Genomic DNA, 15,883 nt, shown 5'->3' with positions numbered 1-15,883 from the left:
TTGAAAACCAAAACTAGCGAAATTACCCACCAAAATGTTATTTTAAATTGACTTAGCATTTATTATGCATAACAGCGTACCTCAAATAACTTTACATTTTTCGCACCATATGTTTCAGTCATTTTAATTCTAATGGCTGTCGTTTTAAGTGTTTCAAATTTTAGTTTAATTAAACGTGTTCTATTGGCTTCAATTGCACCAAGTTTTTCCCATTTCTTCCGGAACGCTATTTCCATACAAATCATCATTTCTGCTATCTTTTCGCATCATAATGTTTCGTTTTACATTCGTGTCACATTTTAATTCTATATGCGCAAGTGAAATTGATTTTTCCCATTCCATTTGAATTTCGGCTGATAAACCATTAGACTGCCAGTGGTTAATTTTACCATCAATATCTCGAGACATACCATTGGTTAAGTTTTTAACATCTCCTGAAAAAGTAGATGACGCGAATATTAAACTTGCTTGTCTAGCTAAATCATTAGTATCTTTTGCTGGTCGCTTTGGAATAAAGACATCATCTCTAAGCAATTGTTCTTGTAATTCATTTATGTATTTTTTAGCAACTTCTCTAGGCAAGATCTTTCTTTTATTACAAATAGTAGCAGCTGTACCAACTGCTTGCCCCTGCAATGCACAAGTTGCCATAATTCTACTAGAAGACAAAGCAATGTGCGTTTGACTAACATTACGACCAGCAAACATTAAGTTAGAAACATTTTTTGAATATAAGCTTCTAAACGGAAACTGATACACTTCCTTAAAGTGATAATGAAAATAACTTGGTGGTTCTGATATATTTTCTATACCACCTGGATTATGTTCATCTAAAGACCAGCCTCCAAAAGCTACCGCATCTTCAAAATGTTTATGCTCTGTCATATCCTTTTCTGAAACAATATAGTCTCCTATAAAACGACGCGATTCTCTTCTGCCTGGTAAAGAACCAACCCAATCTAAAGCCAAATTTTCAGCTTCAGGAAACTTACCCGAGTTTTTAATAAAATCCCAAACGCCATGTAAATATGCCATTAATTTATGTCTATTCACCTCTGCATCTGCAATGATATCATCTTTACTACCAACTTCTATCCACCAAATCCCTTCGTGAAATCCTGCGAATTTTCGTCTTTTATGACCACCTTCATGGGTGTATTTTATGGCATAAGATGGCGGTGTATATTTCATTGGTTTTCCCATATCTTTTGAAGACATTAAAAGCGATGCTCCCATTTGCCAACCGTCTGGTTTATCTGGAGCATATTTTTCATTGAATTCTGCTTTGCCTTCACGTCCAGTTCTATACTCTGCGCCAGAAGTTGCCGCTAGTAATCCATCACCTGAACAGTCAATAAAAATTGGCGCATTAATAGTGTACATTTTTTCTGTTGTAGATTGCCAACACAGTGCCGATTTAATTTTATCACCATCCATAACGGCTTCAATTGCTTGTGTATTGAGCATCAAGGTTAAATTAGGCTCTCGAAATACAAAATCATATAAAACATGATCAAATACAGGAAATGCTTCCTGCTCATTTTCAAATCGATTATGCAATAGTATTTCTTCTATAATTCCTGTTTCTCGCTCTGCTTTTCCTTCTATATTATTAACACCGTTTAAGTGTACTCGTATTTCACTTGAAGCATTACCTCCTAAAACAGGTCTATCTTGAATTAAAACAGTGTTTGACCCGTTTCTAGCTGCAGCAACAGCAGCACAAATACCAGCCGCGCCTCCACCAATAACGGCAACATCATAATTAGACTCAGGTTTTCTATTTGGTGTACCAGTTTTTCCTGTTCCAAGATGGTACCATTTATCTTCTTCTGTATCGTAAATTATATCTTTGGTACTTGCACATGAAGTAAATACCATAGGTACAACTCCTGCAGCAATAACTGCTGTAGTTCCTTTTTTGAAAAATTCTCTTCTCTTCATAATTAGGCTATTTTATTTGGTTGGTAGATTTCCTTCCCAACCTTTATTAAACTGTTTTATTAGTTTATAGATTAATTTAGGATTATCTTCTGCTATATTTTTTGTTTCTAAAGGATCTGTTTTATGATCAAATAATTCTATAAATACAGGCTCTGTTTTAAAATTATCTCTGTCTTTCCATACTACAAATCGATATTGATCCGTACGCATGGCATAACCCATTAAAGTATTTTCAAATAAATCTCTATTCCATTTATCTCCTTGTTGTGCTTTAATGCGCTCTTCGACTTCTTCTAATAAAGGACCAAAATATGTTTCTCGCATTGCTGGTCTAATAGGAAACGCTCCCCACTCTCTTAATGCTGGCGATGGAAATTGGCTAAATGCTGCCGACTTCCATGCTGTGTTCGGGTTTTCTAATAAAGGCTTGAAACTTATACCTTCAACATGATCTGGGATTTCAAGTCCTGCTAAATCGGCTAGTGTTGGATACATATCCACCAATTCAACTAAAGCATCCGTTGTCTTTCCTTGACTTCCTTTTGGCATATCTGGCGTCCAGATCATTAATGGTACACGTGTGGCAATTTCGTAATTGGTTGCTTTTCCCCAAATCCCCATATCACCTAAATGAAAGCCATGGTCACTCCAAACGATGATAATTGTGTTATCACGAATGCCTTCATCTTCTAATGCGGTTATCATTTTACCAACTTGTGCATCTACATAACTCACACAAGCCAAATAGGCGTGTTTTAAAGTAATTGCTAAATCTTTATCTATTGGACCTTTTTTAGGAATACCGCTCCTTACTCTAAGTTCGAAGGATGGATGCAATCCCATTTCGGCACCATTTTCTGGGCCTTCAGATTCGAGCGCAAGCGCAATTTTATTTCTATCGTATAAATCCCAATACTTTTTTGGTGCAACCCAATTTAAATGTGGTTTATTAAAGCCTAAACCTAAAAAGAAAGGCTTCTCGTTTTTTGATACTAGCTCCTTCATTGTGGCAATAGCTAACTCTGTATTATAACCATCTTTATAAGTGTTATCAGAAACATCAGCAGACTCATAAGCTGTTCCAGAAGCTAAACCAAATTTAGCAATATCTCCATACTTAGCGATCATTGCTTTACGCGTTTCAGCGCGTTCTTTATTGTTTTTTTCTAAGGCAAAACCAACTGGGTTTTTGATGCCTTTTGAAGTCATACTATCTAAAGCTGGTAATCTACTCCAAGATTTTTCTTCATCTAAATCGCCATGATGAAAGATTTTACCTGCATAAACTGTTTCATAACCATTCTGTTTAAAATGTTGTGGTAAGGTTACTACTTCTGGATTTACTTCTCTAAATTTTATATAATTATGAAAAACGCCACTTGTTTCTGGTCGAATTCCAGTGAGAACACTTGCTCTTGAAGGACCACAAATAGCTTGTTGGCAATACGCATTATTAAAAAGTAAACCTTCGCTTGCCAACTTATCTAAGTTAGGACTCACAGCTATTTCTGAACCGTAAGCTCCCAATTCCGGGCGCAAATCGTCTATTGCAATGAATAGAATATTAGGTTTCTGTTTTGACTTTACCAGTTCAATATTAGACTTACAATTAAATAAAAAAAGGAGTGCAATTAATAATCCTAAGTTTTTGTATGGTATTCTTTTTAACATAATATTAATTGGTTTGCCAAACTCTTATATAATCTATTTGATATTCTGCAGGTGTTACTAAATCGGATGCTTCAGGAATACCTAACCAAGGAAATGTTTCAGAATCAAACCAAATCCAATATGCAACATCTGTAACCCAACGGTCTGGATCTGCACCATTATTTGTTACTTCTGCTTTTGTAAATGTTCCATTTGGATGCAATTCGCCATCGATATATACTTTTACATATTCTGAAGTCCATTCAAATCCATAGACATGAAAATTGTCTGCAGTATTATTATCGGCTTGTATGTTTCTGGTATAAGCAGGTCCGTTACCATTTGGTGAATAGTAATCGTTATTTGGCTCCCAACTTATCATGTTAAATTTTAATCTTTTTTTCCAATCCGCATTTGTTTTATGGCCTCCAAACATTTCAAACATGTCTAATTCTGATTTATTTGGAACGCTTGCTCCTGCTCCAGGTCCAGTAGTCCAAAAAGAACTAGTAACCTCTGCGTTAGCAGCTTTACTTCTAATTTCCATATATCCATACTGAAATTGTGCTTTGCTAATAACCGCTGCAGTAGTAATGTTTTCGTAATCAACCCCATTTTGAGGTATGGAAGAAAACGAAAAATCAGGTTCCCATTTTGTCAGTATTTTTAGCATATTATCTTCTACTATAGCATTTTCTGTACTAAACTGTGAAGGCGCTCTACCTATAAAGTTAGATTTATAAATACCATCTACACCTTGAATTTGCCATTTCGTTTCATCTAAAACGGCACCATTAAATTCGTCACTAACTTGTGTATTTAACACCCAATTCCCTAAATTGTCTTGATCGGATAATGGGTAGTTGGCATTTGGTGTCGGATCAGGATCTGGGTCTGGATCCGGTATTGGATCTGGGTCTGGGTTTTCATTATCCATTGGATCTGGCTTAGCATCATCACTATCAGAACACGATATATTTCCGAAGGTAAAAACCAAGGATAATAGCACAAGTAGTATGGTATTTTTTCTAATTGCTTTCATAGTTTTTAATTTTGAATAATTCATTAATTTCTCTGAAGTTTTTCTTGTATCTCTTCTAAAGAAAGTCCTTTCGTTTCTATAAGATATTTGTATAATACGAGCAGACCTACAAGTACAATACCTGCGTAAATTATAAAAGTTGTGGAAGCTCCAAAATGTTCCATTTCTAAAGGGAATAAGTATTGCACTAAAGCACTAACGGTACTAGAAATTAAAGCAAATAAAGGTATTGCTACACCACGGTTAGAAATTGGAAAAATCTCTGAAAGCAAGACCCACATAATTGGTCCGATAGAAAAATTGAAAGCAGCAATAAAAGCTAAAATACTTAGCAATATTAACATGGCATTCATATTTGCAGTTTCTTTAAAAATAGAACCAGAGTTATCACGAACAGATTCTACTCCAAGAATTTCAGTTAAAGCATTTTTGAATGCAATATCACTATTAAATTCTTTTCCTACTATAGCATTTAAATTTTCTATGCTTGGAATGTCCTTCATTTTAACAATAGCATCTGGAGTTACCTCGTAAGTTGCTTGCTTAAATCCGTAAGAAACAGATGATATACTTATAATAATTAAAATTAAACCAACAATTACTATTGGTCTACGACCAAATTTGTCAATTAAAGTTAAGGAGATTAAAGTAGCTACTAAACCAATTACACCAATCCAAATGGTACTAGAAAATGCGGCATCTGTGCCTAAACCTAATTGCTCAAACATGGTAGGTGCATAAATCATAACAGCATTCATACCTGTAAATTGCTGAACTACTGCTAGGGTAAATGCTATTATTAATACGATTCTTGTTTTACTACTAAAAATCTCTTTTATTTGACTGAGTGTTGATGAACTACTAGTGTTTGAATTTTCTACACTTGCAACCATTTGTTGCACTTGTACTTCTACTTTATCTTCTGGATATACTTTTGCTAACGATTTTTTTGCGTCGTCAATTCTACCTTTATAGATTAACCAAGAAGGACTTTTTGGAATTAAAAACAATAAGAAAAACCATATAACTGCTGGTATTATTTCTATACCAAGCATATAACGCCAGCCGTTTTCCGCTAAATTCAAATCTTTTACCCATTGTAAATCAGATCCCATTTTTTGTAAAATCCAATAATTAATTAAATAAGCTGCTGTAAAACCAATTCCCATATTTATTTGTAGCGTAGAAACTAATTTACCTCTTTGCTCTGCAGGTGCAATTTCACCAATATACATAGAAGCTAAAGTAACGGAGCTAAAGGCTAATCCACCTAAAAATCTAAACCAATATAAAGATAAAAATGATGGTGCAAAAGCAGAACCAACGGCAGAGACAATATAAAATATCGCGATAATTTGTAGTGTTAACTTTCTTCCAAGCTTGTTTGCTGAAAATGCGGTTAGCGGTAATGCTATTAAAACTCCAATACCAGGTGCTGAACCTATTAAACCAACTTGCGAAGCTGTTAAATTAAATTCTTGGGTGATAAATTTAAATCCTCCCGAAATTAATACAGCATCTAAACCAAAGACAAACGAGCCTATAGCTACTATTATAGCGTATATAAATGCATTTTTTGTGTATTTACTCATTTTTATTGTTGTTTAGTTAGTTTATATTTAGTTCCCTATTTTGATACTCTTGTTTATTGTTGAAATAGTCTTAGTCTCTGTTTCACCATTCGTCCAAGTAATTTTTACTTCTACTGACGCACATGCTCCTAATCCGAAATGCACAAAATTATTATGACTTAAAGAATATTGGGCACCTGTTGTGCCTAGACGTTGTGATTGTTTATTCTTACAGGATTTCACCTCTACAATGGCTCCTAGAGCGGAAGCTTTTCCGCTTTTAGAATTACCAACTTCAACCGTGATATAATTATTTTTTTTTGCTTCTGTAGTTTCGTTTTTAAATAAATGCCATTTTCCACGTTCGTTTCCTATGACAACATCTACTTTACCATCTTGGTCATAATCTAAAGTTTCAACAGCCATACCTATAGCGCCGAGTTCTGTGGAAATGATATTGTGATTTTGAACCTTTTCAAATCCTAATGCACCTTTATTTAAATAAACTATGGATTCATTAGCATGAATTAAGTCTCCTCTTCGAATAACCAATAGGTCCTGAAAACCATTATTATCAAAATCAGCAACACTAACAGCCATTGTATGTTCTTTGTTAGTTAAACCAAATTCTTTGGTTACGTCTTTATACTTTTTTCCATTATTTTCTAATAGCATATCATTTAAACCTTCGGAATGGTTCTCTTCCGTATACCTTTCTACACCATGAACAATTCCAGTAGCTGGTGCCCAAAGAAAACCTGAGATTCGCCATTTTCTGTTACCAACATAACCAATATACCAACCTTTCTTTTCTTTGTAATTGGCATTATCTGGAAACCCTAATGCATCACTATTAACTAATCTAATATCTTTACCAGAATGTGTTTCACCTTCAAACTCATAATTGTAAGAAGCTTCACCAATATAATAGGTATCGTTGTTTGGCCACTGCGACTGAAAATTTTCAAGATGCAATACATCTCCTATTTCTATATCTTCTAGCTCTAATTCGCCTCGTTTAGTGAAAAATCCTAAAGTTTTTGATTCCTTATCATAAAAAGTTTCCCCTTTTTTAAATTCGTTTCCTCTAGTGATATATAAATCGAAATCACCATCGTTATCAAAATCAATTTCAGCAATACCAGTAACGTCTTCAATATCCTTAGGAAATACTTTTTTGGATACATCTTCAAACGTTAAATCGCCATTACCTTTGTAAGCTTTTAACGCACCTTCACCATATAAAATGAAATCAAAAATAGTATCACCATTAAAGTCGGTAACTAACGTTTTTTGACCATTCACTTTTATTGCTGGTATGGTTCCATGTAAGATTAATTGACCGTTGCCATCGTTCTCGTAGATATAATTCTCGGTTTCTCCCTTTTTATCACCATCAGGAAACGCAAAATTTAATAAGTCCAAATCACCATCGTTGTCCCCATCTATAAAAGCAACCGTTCTACCACGCATCATTGCCAATGGGGCTTTAAAATCGCCCATTTCAATAAACTTACGTTCTTTAGTCACACCAAACATTTTAGAATTTCTGGCATTACTACCAGATCCTCCACCACGCGACATGATCACTTCTAGATTTCCATCCATATCGATATCGCCAACAGAAACACCATGTAAATCTCCCATGATAACATCATAAGGCTTTGCGAATTTGCCATTGTTATTCCATTGCACTTGAATTCCGAAACCATGATCGTTAATCAGTAAATCGAGATGACCATCTTGATCTAAATCGGCAACTACTGGAGCATCCCATTTTCTAAGATTTTTTTCTTGTCTCGGAAATTCTTTGAAGACCTCATTGAATTTGGTTTGAGAATACCCAAATCCGACGCAAAAAAGCATACAGAAAACGAGTATGGCATACTTTGAAATATGTTTAGTGTTTTTATTCATAGTTCTATTTTAGTTCCAAACCACAGGCATAAAGACTGTCATTTCTGCTTGACCTCTATTACTCCAAGCATAATATGGCACCAATTGTGTTTTATGAGATTTAAATTGTGGTTTTGTTACCGATTGGTACATTTCGTCCGTTTTACCTTCTCTAAGTAAAAGTTCTACATCGATCGTTGTTACACCTCCTAAAAAATCAGGTTTGTGTACTGCTTTTAATTCGGAGCCTGCATTTAAGTATACATCTAAAATACCAGCATCTTTTGGTAAATCTGGTGTTTCAATACAATATACTATTGGTCCTCTTTTTACTGCTACTTGATGTCTTACTTCTTCAATTCTATTGTGACCTTCCATTAGTTTTACTTCCATTGGCATGTCTAAAGTGATACTATCACCTGCTTTCCATGTTCTTTCTATACAAGCAAATGTTCCTGGTGTTATTTCTATAGTTTCACCATTCACATTTAAGGTACTTCCTACTGCCCATTTCGGAATTCTAACTTTAATTTCAAATGCGGTGTCTTTACATGCATCCACTGTTATTTTCACTAAACCTTTCCAAGGATAATCGGTATCTTGAGAAAGCTTCAATTTAGAACCATCTAGCATCGTTGTATCTAAATTATTTCCTCCAAATAAAACTACAGCAACACCATTTTCTGATAGATTATAAGCCCAACCTGAAGTTTTACAAATCGTTCTTACCAAGTTTGGTGGACAACAAAAACATTCTAAATACGGCTGTCTTACCGGACTTTCTGTTACATCATCATGTGAGTCATAATTTCTAGAATTATTTACCATTCGTAATGGATTAGAATAGAAATAGTCTTTTCCTTCTAAACTAATACCAGATAAACCACTATTATATAAAACCAATTCTATAATATCAGCATATCTAGATTCTCCTTTAATACCCATCATTCTGTTACTAAACATGGCATTACAAAGGTTAGCGCACGTTTCGTTATAAGCAGTCATGTTAGGCATCATATAAGCATCGATAAAGCCTTCTTCAATCATATCTAAACTTGTAGAAGCGCCATAATGCGCTTGACCAACAGCTCCAGTAACGTACATTTTTTTACCTGTCACGTTTTCCCAAAGCTTATCTAATGCATCCAACAAAGCTTTTTCACCAGTTTCTGCATACACATCTGCAGCTCCTGCATAATAGTATAAAGCTAATACGGCATGACCAACAGCCTCTTCCGATTCTCTAAATGGTGTACGTTCTTGCACCATATCTCCAATAGGATAACCTACCGTTGTAGAATCATGTTTAATTTCGAAAGTTCCTCTTCTATTAATAAATTTTTCGGCAAGATTTAAATACTTTTTATCTTTTGTTGTTCTGTACAATTCTACCAATCCCATAATTTGGGTTTGGTTAAAACCAAAACGTTGATAATGCTTGGTATCTGGCATGAAATACGTGTACAACAAATCGGCTTGTTTAATAGCGATATCTAAAAAATTACGTTGTCCAGTAATACGATAATGAACAGATCCAGCAATAAATAGGTGTCCGAAATTATACATTTCGTGATATTTTCTATTTTCAAAACGGTCTGCACCTTCTGTTATTTGAATATGTGTATGTATATAACCATCCTCTTCTTGTGCTCTTCCAATTACAGCAATATATTCATCTAATTCTTTTAAAAGAGATCCATCTTTTGTAAGTCCGTAAACATACATTTTAGCTTCCATAAATTTATAGAAGTCTCCATCATGCCAATAAAATCCTTTGTGTTCACCTTCCTTTTCTCCTGCAGCAATTTTAAAGTTATTTAATCCATGACCAATGTCACCACACAATAAATCACCCATATAAGGGAGCATTTTATCTCCTGCGTCTTTTACTTTCTCTGCCCAAAAACCGTTTTCCCATTTGCAATCTCCAAAATTGATGCTTTTCAATTTTACGTATGGACTTTCGGATGTATTTGTTATTGCTTTGTTGTGTGTGCTCATTTTTGTACTCTTTATGTTTTTATTGTATTAATAGGATATCTTTATAAACACCCGTAAAGTCCCTCAAGGGACAATCTTTACTTTAAACTTTTTTAGTTTTCAGTAATCCTCAATGTGACAATCCTAGCTTTAAACTTTTTATTTCTTTTTTATCTGAATATCGTCTATTAAGATTTTAGCTGCTCTTATTTTTGGCAAATCTTTCTTTCTTACTTCAATCGCTAAAGCATCGTTTATAGCGGAAGCCTCTGTTCTAGAAAGATCTGCTTCAATAGTAATCCATTCTCTTCTTGGTAATTTTTCAAGGTCTGAAAATGTAACTTCCAATTTTGGATTTTGTAATATCATATAAATATTATCTGGAACATCGCCTTGGTCTAACCATACTTTTGCACTTAATTGATAGTTGCCAGCTTCCAATTTTAAAGAACCTTCAGGTCCAATTGCAACTACTTTTTCATCTTCTAAGGTATCTGTTTTTCCATAGCCAGTAAACTCAAGACTATTAACCCCTTTGTAATAATCGCCATGAGCAATATTTAAAAATTTTGAAGATGCTTCATCTATAGTCCAAAATTTTTGGTATTCATTATTCTCCGAATTTTCTGGAACTAACATTAATGGTCTCGGATTTTCTTCATAAAGAATAGGCCCTTCAAATCCATAAAACGCAGCATCTTTAGCTAATAAATTATCCGAAGGCTTTTGCCAAATACGCATATAATCTATTTCGAAATCTACAGGTAATTCTTCTTTATGAGGTAATCCTAGCCAGAAGAAAATTTCAGAATCTAGCCATACTTCCATAGGATTGTTTAATACAAAAGCAGTACCTAATTGGTCTTGCGTAAAATGACGAATCATTTTTCCATCGATAAAAAGTTTAAGATAGTCCACTCCCCATTCTGCTCCATAGACATGAAAATCGTCTGCTGTACGGAAATCTAAATCTTCTGTGTGATTAAAAATATTAGTTGGTCGTTGTGCTGGTGGACTCCAATCGTGTGCAGTTGCTAAATACGAATCTTCCTTAATGTTACCTTTTTTATTTTTAGGGTTCCCCATTAACTCGTACACATCTAATTCTTGCTCATAACCAATAGCCCAAAAAGCTCCGGTAATAGCTGCGTCTCCAACTTTAGAACGCACTTCCATATAACCATACAAAAAACGTTTATTAGTTAAAACACCTGCAGTTGTTACTGGCATTGGTGTTCCATCTTTATAAACTCCATATTTCGATGAGCCCATGTTTCCATCTGCATAACTTTCGTCAAAAAATTCGAAATCTGGCTCCCAAGCTGTTCTTAGTTTTAATTTACCATCTTCCACACGTACATTATGCGGTACAAACTGAGAAGGTGCACGACCTTTCCAAATATAATAATCTCCTTTTCTTCCTTCTACAAACCATTTAACAGTATCGATTTCTTTACCATTAAAATCATCACTAAGTTCTGTATTCATTACCCAACCACCTGTATTATCCGGATCGGAAAAAGGCATAGCCGCAGCTTGTTCTGTCTTTTCTTTTGCTGTGGGCTGATTTTGTGCTTTACAACTCACGTAAGTCATCGTGGTCACACTCAGTACTGCTAGAAATATAAAATTTTTGAATTTCATAGTTGTATTATTTTGCTTTTGTAATTGTTATATCGTCTATAAATAATTTTGCTGCTTTTGTTTCTGGCAAATCTTCTTTTCTAATTTCGATTTTGATGCCATCGCTTTCTGCAGAAGCTTCAGTTCTTGAAAAATCAGCTGCAACCGTTAACCATTGCTTTCTTGGTTTTGATTTTAATCCAGTAAACATCAAGTCTAATTTAGGATTCATTAATGAAATATGAATCGTATCTGTAATTCTACCTTGGTCTAACCAAACTTTAGCGGAAAGTCTATAATCTCCGGAAGGAATGTTTAACGACCCTTCTGGTGTTTTAGCAACCACTTTTTCTACGTGGAGTGAATCATTTTTTCCATATCCAAAAAACTGAAGTGCTTCTACTCCGCTTGCATAATGCCCTTCTGTAATTTTTAAATATTTTGAAGCCCCTTCACTAAAAAGCCAGAATTTCTGATAGTCATTAGCTTCTGAATCCTCAGGTACCATAGTTAAAGGTCTAGGGTTTTCTTCAAATAAAATTGGTCCTTCAAATCCGTAAAAGGCCCTATCTTTAGTTAATAAATTATCTAATGCTTTCTGCCAAACCCGCATATATTCCACCTCAAATGTCGCTGGTAATTCTTCTTTATGCGGTACTCCTATCCACTTAAAAATTTCGGAATCTATCCATATTTCCATTGGATTGTTTAGCACCCAATCTGTACCTAATTCATCTTGTGTAAATCCATGAACAAATTTTCCATCTCTGTAAATTTTCAAATAATCTTCACCCCATTCCACACCATAAACATGAAATTCGTCTGAAGTGATGTATGGTAATATTTCGTCGTACCCAAATGCTTTTGTAGGTCTGGTAGAAGGTGGACTCCAATCGTGAATAGCAGTTCGATTCATAGTATTAGTTATGGAACCTTCTTTTGCAATTTTTGGCGCTCCCATCTGTTCGTACATATCTAGCTCTTGCTCAAAACCAATAGCCCAAAATGCTGCTGTCATTGCTGCTTTTGGTGCTTTAGATTTTATTTCCATATAACCATTTAAGAACCTTTTTTTACTTACAATTGCTGCCGTTGTTACTGGTAATGGTTTTCCTTCGTGAACTCCATAGGTATCGTTGTTAGCTCCATCTGCATAACTTTCTTTTACAAAATCATAATCTGGTTCCCATTGTGTTTTTATGATTAGATTTCCATTTTCTACCACCACGTTATGAGGTGCGTATTGCGAAGGTGCACGACCTTTCCAGATATAATAATCTCCGTTTTGTCCTTCTACAAACCATTTGGTTGTATCGATTGAAGTCCCTTCGAACTCATCGCTGATTTCTTCGTTTAAAATCCAACCACTTTCATTTTCTGGATCAGAAAGAGGAAGTACTTCCTGGTTTAGAATACTAGTTTCTGAAGTGTCTTTTTGTTGCCTTTTTTCCTTACAACTTAAAGTGCAAAGTGCAACAGCACTTAATACTATAACAAAAATGGTTTTACTTTTTTTAATCATTTGATGTATCCAATTAGTTCGGTTAAATTTAGAATTAGGATTAGCCTTTAACTTTTACAGTATTATCGTATTTCTCCATTTCTTTCTTCACTAATTCTGGGGTTCTATAGCGGTCCATTCTGTCAATATCGTATTTTTCAAATTTTTGTTGCAACATCCATAATGGTCGTTCTTGGGTTAATTCCCATTCAAATAGCTTTTTGAACATGGTTTTTACAAGCTCTGGTTCGGTGGCTGCTAAATCATTTTGCTCTGTAATATCTTTGGATAAATCGTATAACTCAGCAGGTCTGTCTGCAAAACGAATTAATTTCCAATCCTTATACCTGCAAACGGCACGTGCTTCTTTTTTCCAGAATAAATATTCATGTGGTCTTTCCGAATTTAGTCCATTTACAAAAGGAACTAAATCCACACCATCTACATCATCTAAATCAGCAAAATCACCTCCACCAGCTGCATAAAATGTTGGTAATAAATCGAATGTGCTAACAGGATAATCGTAAACTGTATTTGCTTTAAGTTTTTCAGGCCATTTCATTAAAAACGGCACTCTTAAACCACCTTCTAAATGATTAGATTTTGTTCCACTCAACGGTAAATTTAAAGATGCATTCTTATCTGTTGGACCTCCATTATCATTAGAGAACACAATAATGGTATTATCCTCTAATCCTAATTCTTTTAATTTATCTAATACTTTACCACAAGCTCTATCTAAAGCTAATGTCATAGCAGCGACTTCTTTACGCTTACCTTTTAAATTTGGAAATTGCTTTAAATCTTCTTCTGTAGCTTCCATTGGTGTATGCACGGCATTAAAAGCTAAATAGATAAAAAATGGATTGTTCTGATTTTTCTCAATAAACGAAATTGCTTCATCAGCAAATACATCTGTAGCGTATCCTTTAGGCTCTTCAAAATTCCCAAAATTGCGTTCCATTTTATTATCATGGTGCACGCCATTAAAGTTTTTGTATCCAAAATAACTTCGTGCGCCACCTCTAAAACCGTAAAACTCATCAAACCCTCTATTTAAAGGATGAAAACGATCTGCATTTCCTAAATGCCATTTACCGTACACTGCATTGGTATATCCTACTGTTTTTAAATAATCTGCAATTGTTTTTTGATCCAATGGCAAACCCATATCATCCCCTAAAAATTTTGAGTTTTCACTCATATAATTTGGAACGTTGATTTCTTGATAACCAAAACGTTGTTGGTATTTCCCTGTAATTAATCCTGCTCTAGAAGGACCACAAGTAGCATCTGTTACATAGCCTTGTGTAAATTTCACACCTTGTTTTGCTAGTTTATCTAGATTTGGAGTTATCATAACATCACTTCCTTGAAATCCAAAGTCCGCATAACCCGCGTCATCTACAAAAAGAAATACAATATTCGGTTTTTTTTGCGCTGTTATTGATGTGTAAATCAATAGAAAAAGAAGTATAAAAAAGTAGTTTTTCATTTTACGAATTATTAATAATCTATATGACCATAAAATTAGTCACAAATTCGCAATTTATTTTATCAAACTTACCAACTATTAACTCTGATTTACCTTGATAATTAAATAGTAACATAATTTGGGTTCCTAGAGAACCTAAAAAGGAAGGATTGCCGTTTTATTTAAAAGAATACGGTTTGAATACTTACAGGGATTGTCTGTAATTTTTTGGAGTGGTACCCATGGTTTGTTTAAACTGTTTATTGAAGTTTGTTATCGAATTATAACCCACTGCATAACATACGGAAGACACAGAAACATTTTCTTGCACCAATAAACGGGATGCATTTCTAATACGAACTTCATTTAAAAATTGTGTAAAAGACTTATTTGTCATTTTTTTAAAAAAACGACAAAAAGAGTTTGTGGTCATACATGCTACTCCTGCGACATCATTTAAAGTAATCGCTTTAGAATAATTATCTGAAATAAATTTAATAACACTATCGATTCGTTTAGAATTCTCCGTAGTATATTGACGCATATCTGTAGAAGATAAGTGTACTTTATCTGTAGTTAAAGAAAGCTGATCTAAGATATTTAAAAGCTGAATGCTTTGCTTTGTACTAGATAAACTTGGTAACTTCAATAAGTCCTTTTTTAATGATGCACTTACTTTATTTCCAAAGCTAATACCATATTTAGATTCTTTAAGAAGTTTTGAAATTTCAGAAAATTCAGGATTCTCAAAAGTATCTTCGCCAAGAAAATTTTTCGTGAATTTGGTAACAATGGTTTCCACATGCTCTTGAATTTTACCATCCTTGATATAATGTTTCATATCATTTCTCCATAAATGCGGTAAATACGCACCAACTAAAACTAAATCTCCTGGATTAAAAGGAGATACGTCATCACCTACAAAACGTATTCCGAAACTACTGGATATATATAATAATTCAAATTCTGCATGGTAATGCCACTGCTCATCCAAACAAGGATCTACCTTTTTGTATGTGTTTAATCTCTTATTACTGAGTGTGTCGTTATTTCTTATTACCAATTTCATAATAATCAAATATAAATAAAATAATTTGATAATTATTTAACATAAATTTATTGAAATGTTAATATTTGGTCTTTACACAAAAAACAGCTCCTTTTAAACAGTCAAAAACAAGCCTACGAACAACCACAACCTA

10 protein-coding genes are annotated in these 15,883 nt (G+C 34.2%); all 10 read right to left on the bottom strand.

The features are described from left to right. Nucleotides 1-189 precede the first annotated feature (189 nt). Nucleotides 190-1,944: an FAD-dependent oxidoreductase gene (locus ACVCZW_RS07585; RefSeq protein WP_452228501.1), complete on the bottom strand. Its 1,755-nt coding sequence runs from the start codon at nucleotides 1,942-1,944 to the stop codon at nucleotides 190-192. A gap of 12 nt (nucleotides 1,945-1,956) precedes the next feature. After that, a complete protein-coding gene (locus tag ACVCZW_RS07580; RefSeq protein ID WP_452228500.1) occupies nucleotides 1,957-3,615 on the bottom strand; it encodes a sulfatase in 1,659 nt (552 codons plus the stop codon). Between the two features lie 4 nt (nucleotides 3,616-3,619). Next, complete coding sequence (locus ACVCZW_RS07575; RefSeq protein WP_452228499.1) at nucleotides 3,620-4,636, bottom strand: family 16 glycosylhydrolase; 1,017 nt, start codon at nucleotides 4,634-4,636, stop codon at nucleotides 3,620-3,622. A gap of 23 nt (nucleotides 4,637-4,659) precedes the next feature. After that, a complete protein-coding gene (locus tag ACVCZW_RS07570; RefSeq protein WP_452228498.1) occupies nucleotides 4,660-6,228 on the bottom strand; it encodes an MFS transporter in 1,569 nt (522 codons plus the stop codon). 27 nt (nucleotides 6,229-6,255) lie between these two features. Further along, the gene (locus ACVCZW_RS07565) at nucleotides 6,256-8,124 is read right to left on the bottom strand and encodes a CRTAC1 family protein (RefSeq protein WP_452228497.1); all 1,869 of its coding nucleotides are present in this window, start codon (nucleotides 8,122-8,124) and stop codon (nucleotides 6,256-6,258) included. Between the two features lie 9 nt (nucleotides 8,125-8,133). Beyond that, nucleotides 8,134-10,104 (bottom strand): glycoside hydrolase family 127 protein, encoded by a 1,971-nt coding sequence (locus tag ACVCZW_RS07560; RefSeq protein ID WP_452228496.1) that lies wholly within the window; start codon nucleotides 10,102-10,104, stop codon nucleotides 8,134-8,136. Nucleotides 10,105-10,242: 138 nt separating this feature from the next. Then, nucleotides 10,243-11,727 (bottom strand): family 16 glycosylhydrolase, encoded by a 1,485-nt coding sequence (locus tag ACVCZW_RS07555; protein ID WP_452228495.1) that lies wholly within the window; start codon nucleotides 11,725-11,727, stop codon nucleotides 10,243-10,245. Between the two features lie 7 nt (nucleotides 11,728-11,734). Then, complete coding sequence (locus tag ACVCZW_RS07550; RefSeq protein WP_452228494.1) at nucleotides 11,735-13,228, bottom strand: family 16 glycosylhydrolase; 1,494 nt, start codon at nucleotides 13,226-13,228, stop codon at nucleotides 11,735-11,737. Between the two features lie 40 nt (nucleotides 13,229-13,268). Next, nucleotides 13,269-14,702, bottom strand: coding sequence for a sulfatase-like hydrolase/transferase (locus tag ACVCZW_RS07545; protein WP_452228493.1), 1,434 nt, complete (start codon nucleotides 14,700-14,702; stop codon nucleotides 13,269-13,271). A 184-nt stretch (nucleotides 14,703-14,886) separates the two neighbouring features. Continuing rightward, nucleotides 14,887-15,750: an AraC family transcriptional regulator gene (locus ACVCZW_RS07540; RefSeq protein WP_452228492.1), complete on the bottom strand. Its 864-nt coding sequence runs from the start codon at nucleotides 15,748-15,750 to the stop codon at nucleotides 14,887-14,889. Nucleotides 15,751-15,883 lie beyond the last annotated feature (133 nt).

It is taken from the genome of Lacinutrix sp. MEBiC02595 (genome assembly GCF_053601555.1).
This window is presented reverse-complemented; position numbering and strand designations above follow the sequence as displayed.

What these genes read in the sequence shown, in the direction of transcription:
- ACVCZW_RS07585 (WP_452228501.1), bottom strand. Translation starts at nt 1,944, where the DNA reads ATGAAGAGAAGAGAATTTTTCAAAAAAGGAACTACAGCAGTTATTGCT.
- ACVCZW_RS07580 (WP_452228500.1), bottom strand. Translation starts at nt 3,615, where the DNA reads ATGTTAAAAAGAATACCATACAAAAACTTAGGATTATTAATTGCACTC.
- ACVCZW_RS07575 (WP_452228499.1), bottom strand. Translation starts at nt 4,636, where the DNA reads ATGAAAGCAATTAGAAAAAATACCATACTACTTGTGCTATTATCCTTG.
- ACVCZW_RS07570 (WP_452228498.1), bottom strand. Translation starts at nt 6,228, where the DNA reads ATGAGTAAATACACAAAAAATGCATTTATATACGCTATAATAGTAGCT.
- ACVCZW_RS07565 (WP_452228497.1), bottom strand. Translation starts at nt 8,124, where the DNA reads ATGAATAAAAACACTAAACATATTTCAAAGTATGCCATACTCGTTTTC.
- ACVCZW_RS07560 (WP_452228496.1), bottom strand. Translation starts at nt 10,104, where the DNA reads ATGAGCACACACAACAAAGCAATAACAAATACATCCGAAAGTCCATAC.
- ACVCZW_RS07555 (WP_452228495.1), bottom strand. Translation starts at nt 11,727, where the DNA reads ATGAAATTCAAAAATTTTATATTTCTAGCAGTACTGAGTGTGACCACG.
- ACVCZW_RS07550 (WP_452228494.1), bottom strand. Translation starts at nt 13,228, where the DNA reads ATGATTAAAAAAAGTAAAACCATTTTTGTTATAGTATTAAGTGCTGTT.
- ACVCZW_RS07545 (WP_452228493.1), bottom strand. Translation starts at nt 14,702, where the DNA reads ATGAAAAACTACTTTTTTATACTTCTTTTTCTATTGATTTACACATCA.
- ACVCZW_RS07540 (WP_452228492.1), bottom strand. Translation starts at nt 15,750, where the DNA reads ATGAAATTGGTAATAAGAAATAACGACACACTCAGTAATAAGAGATTA.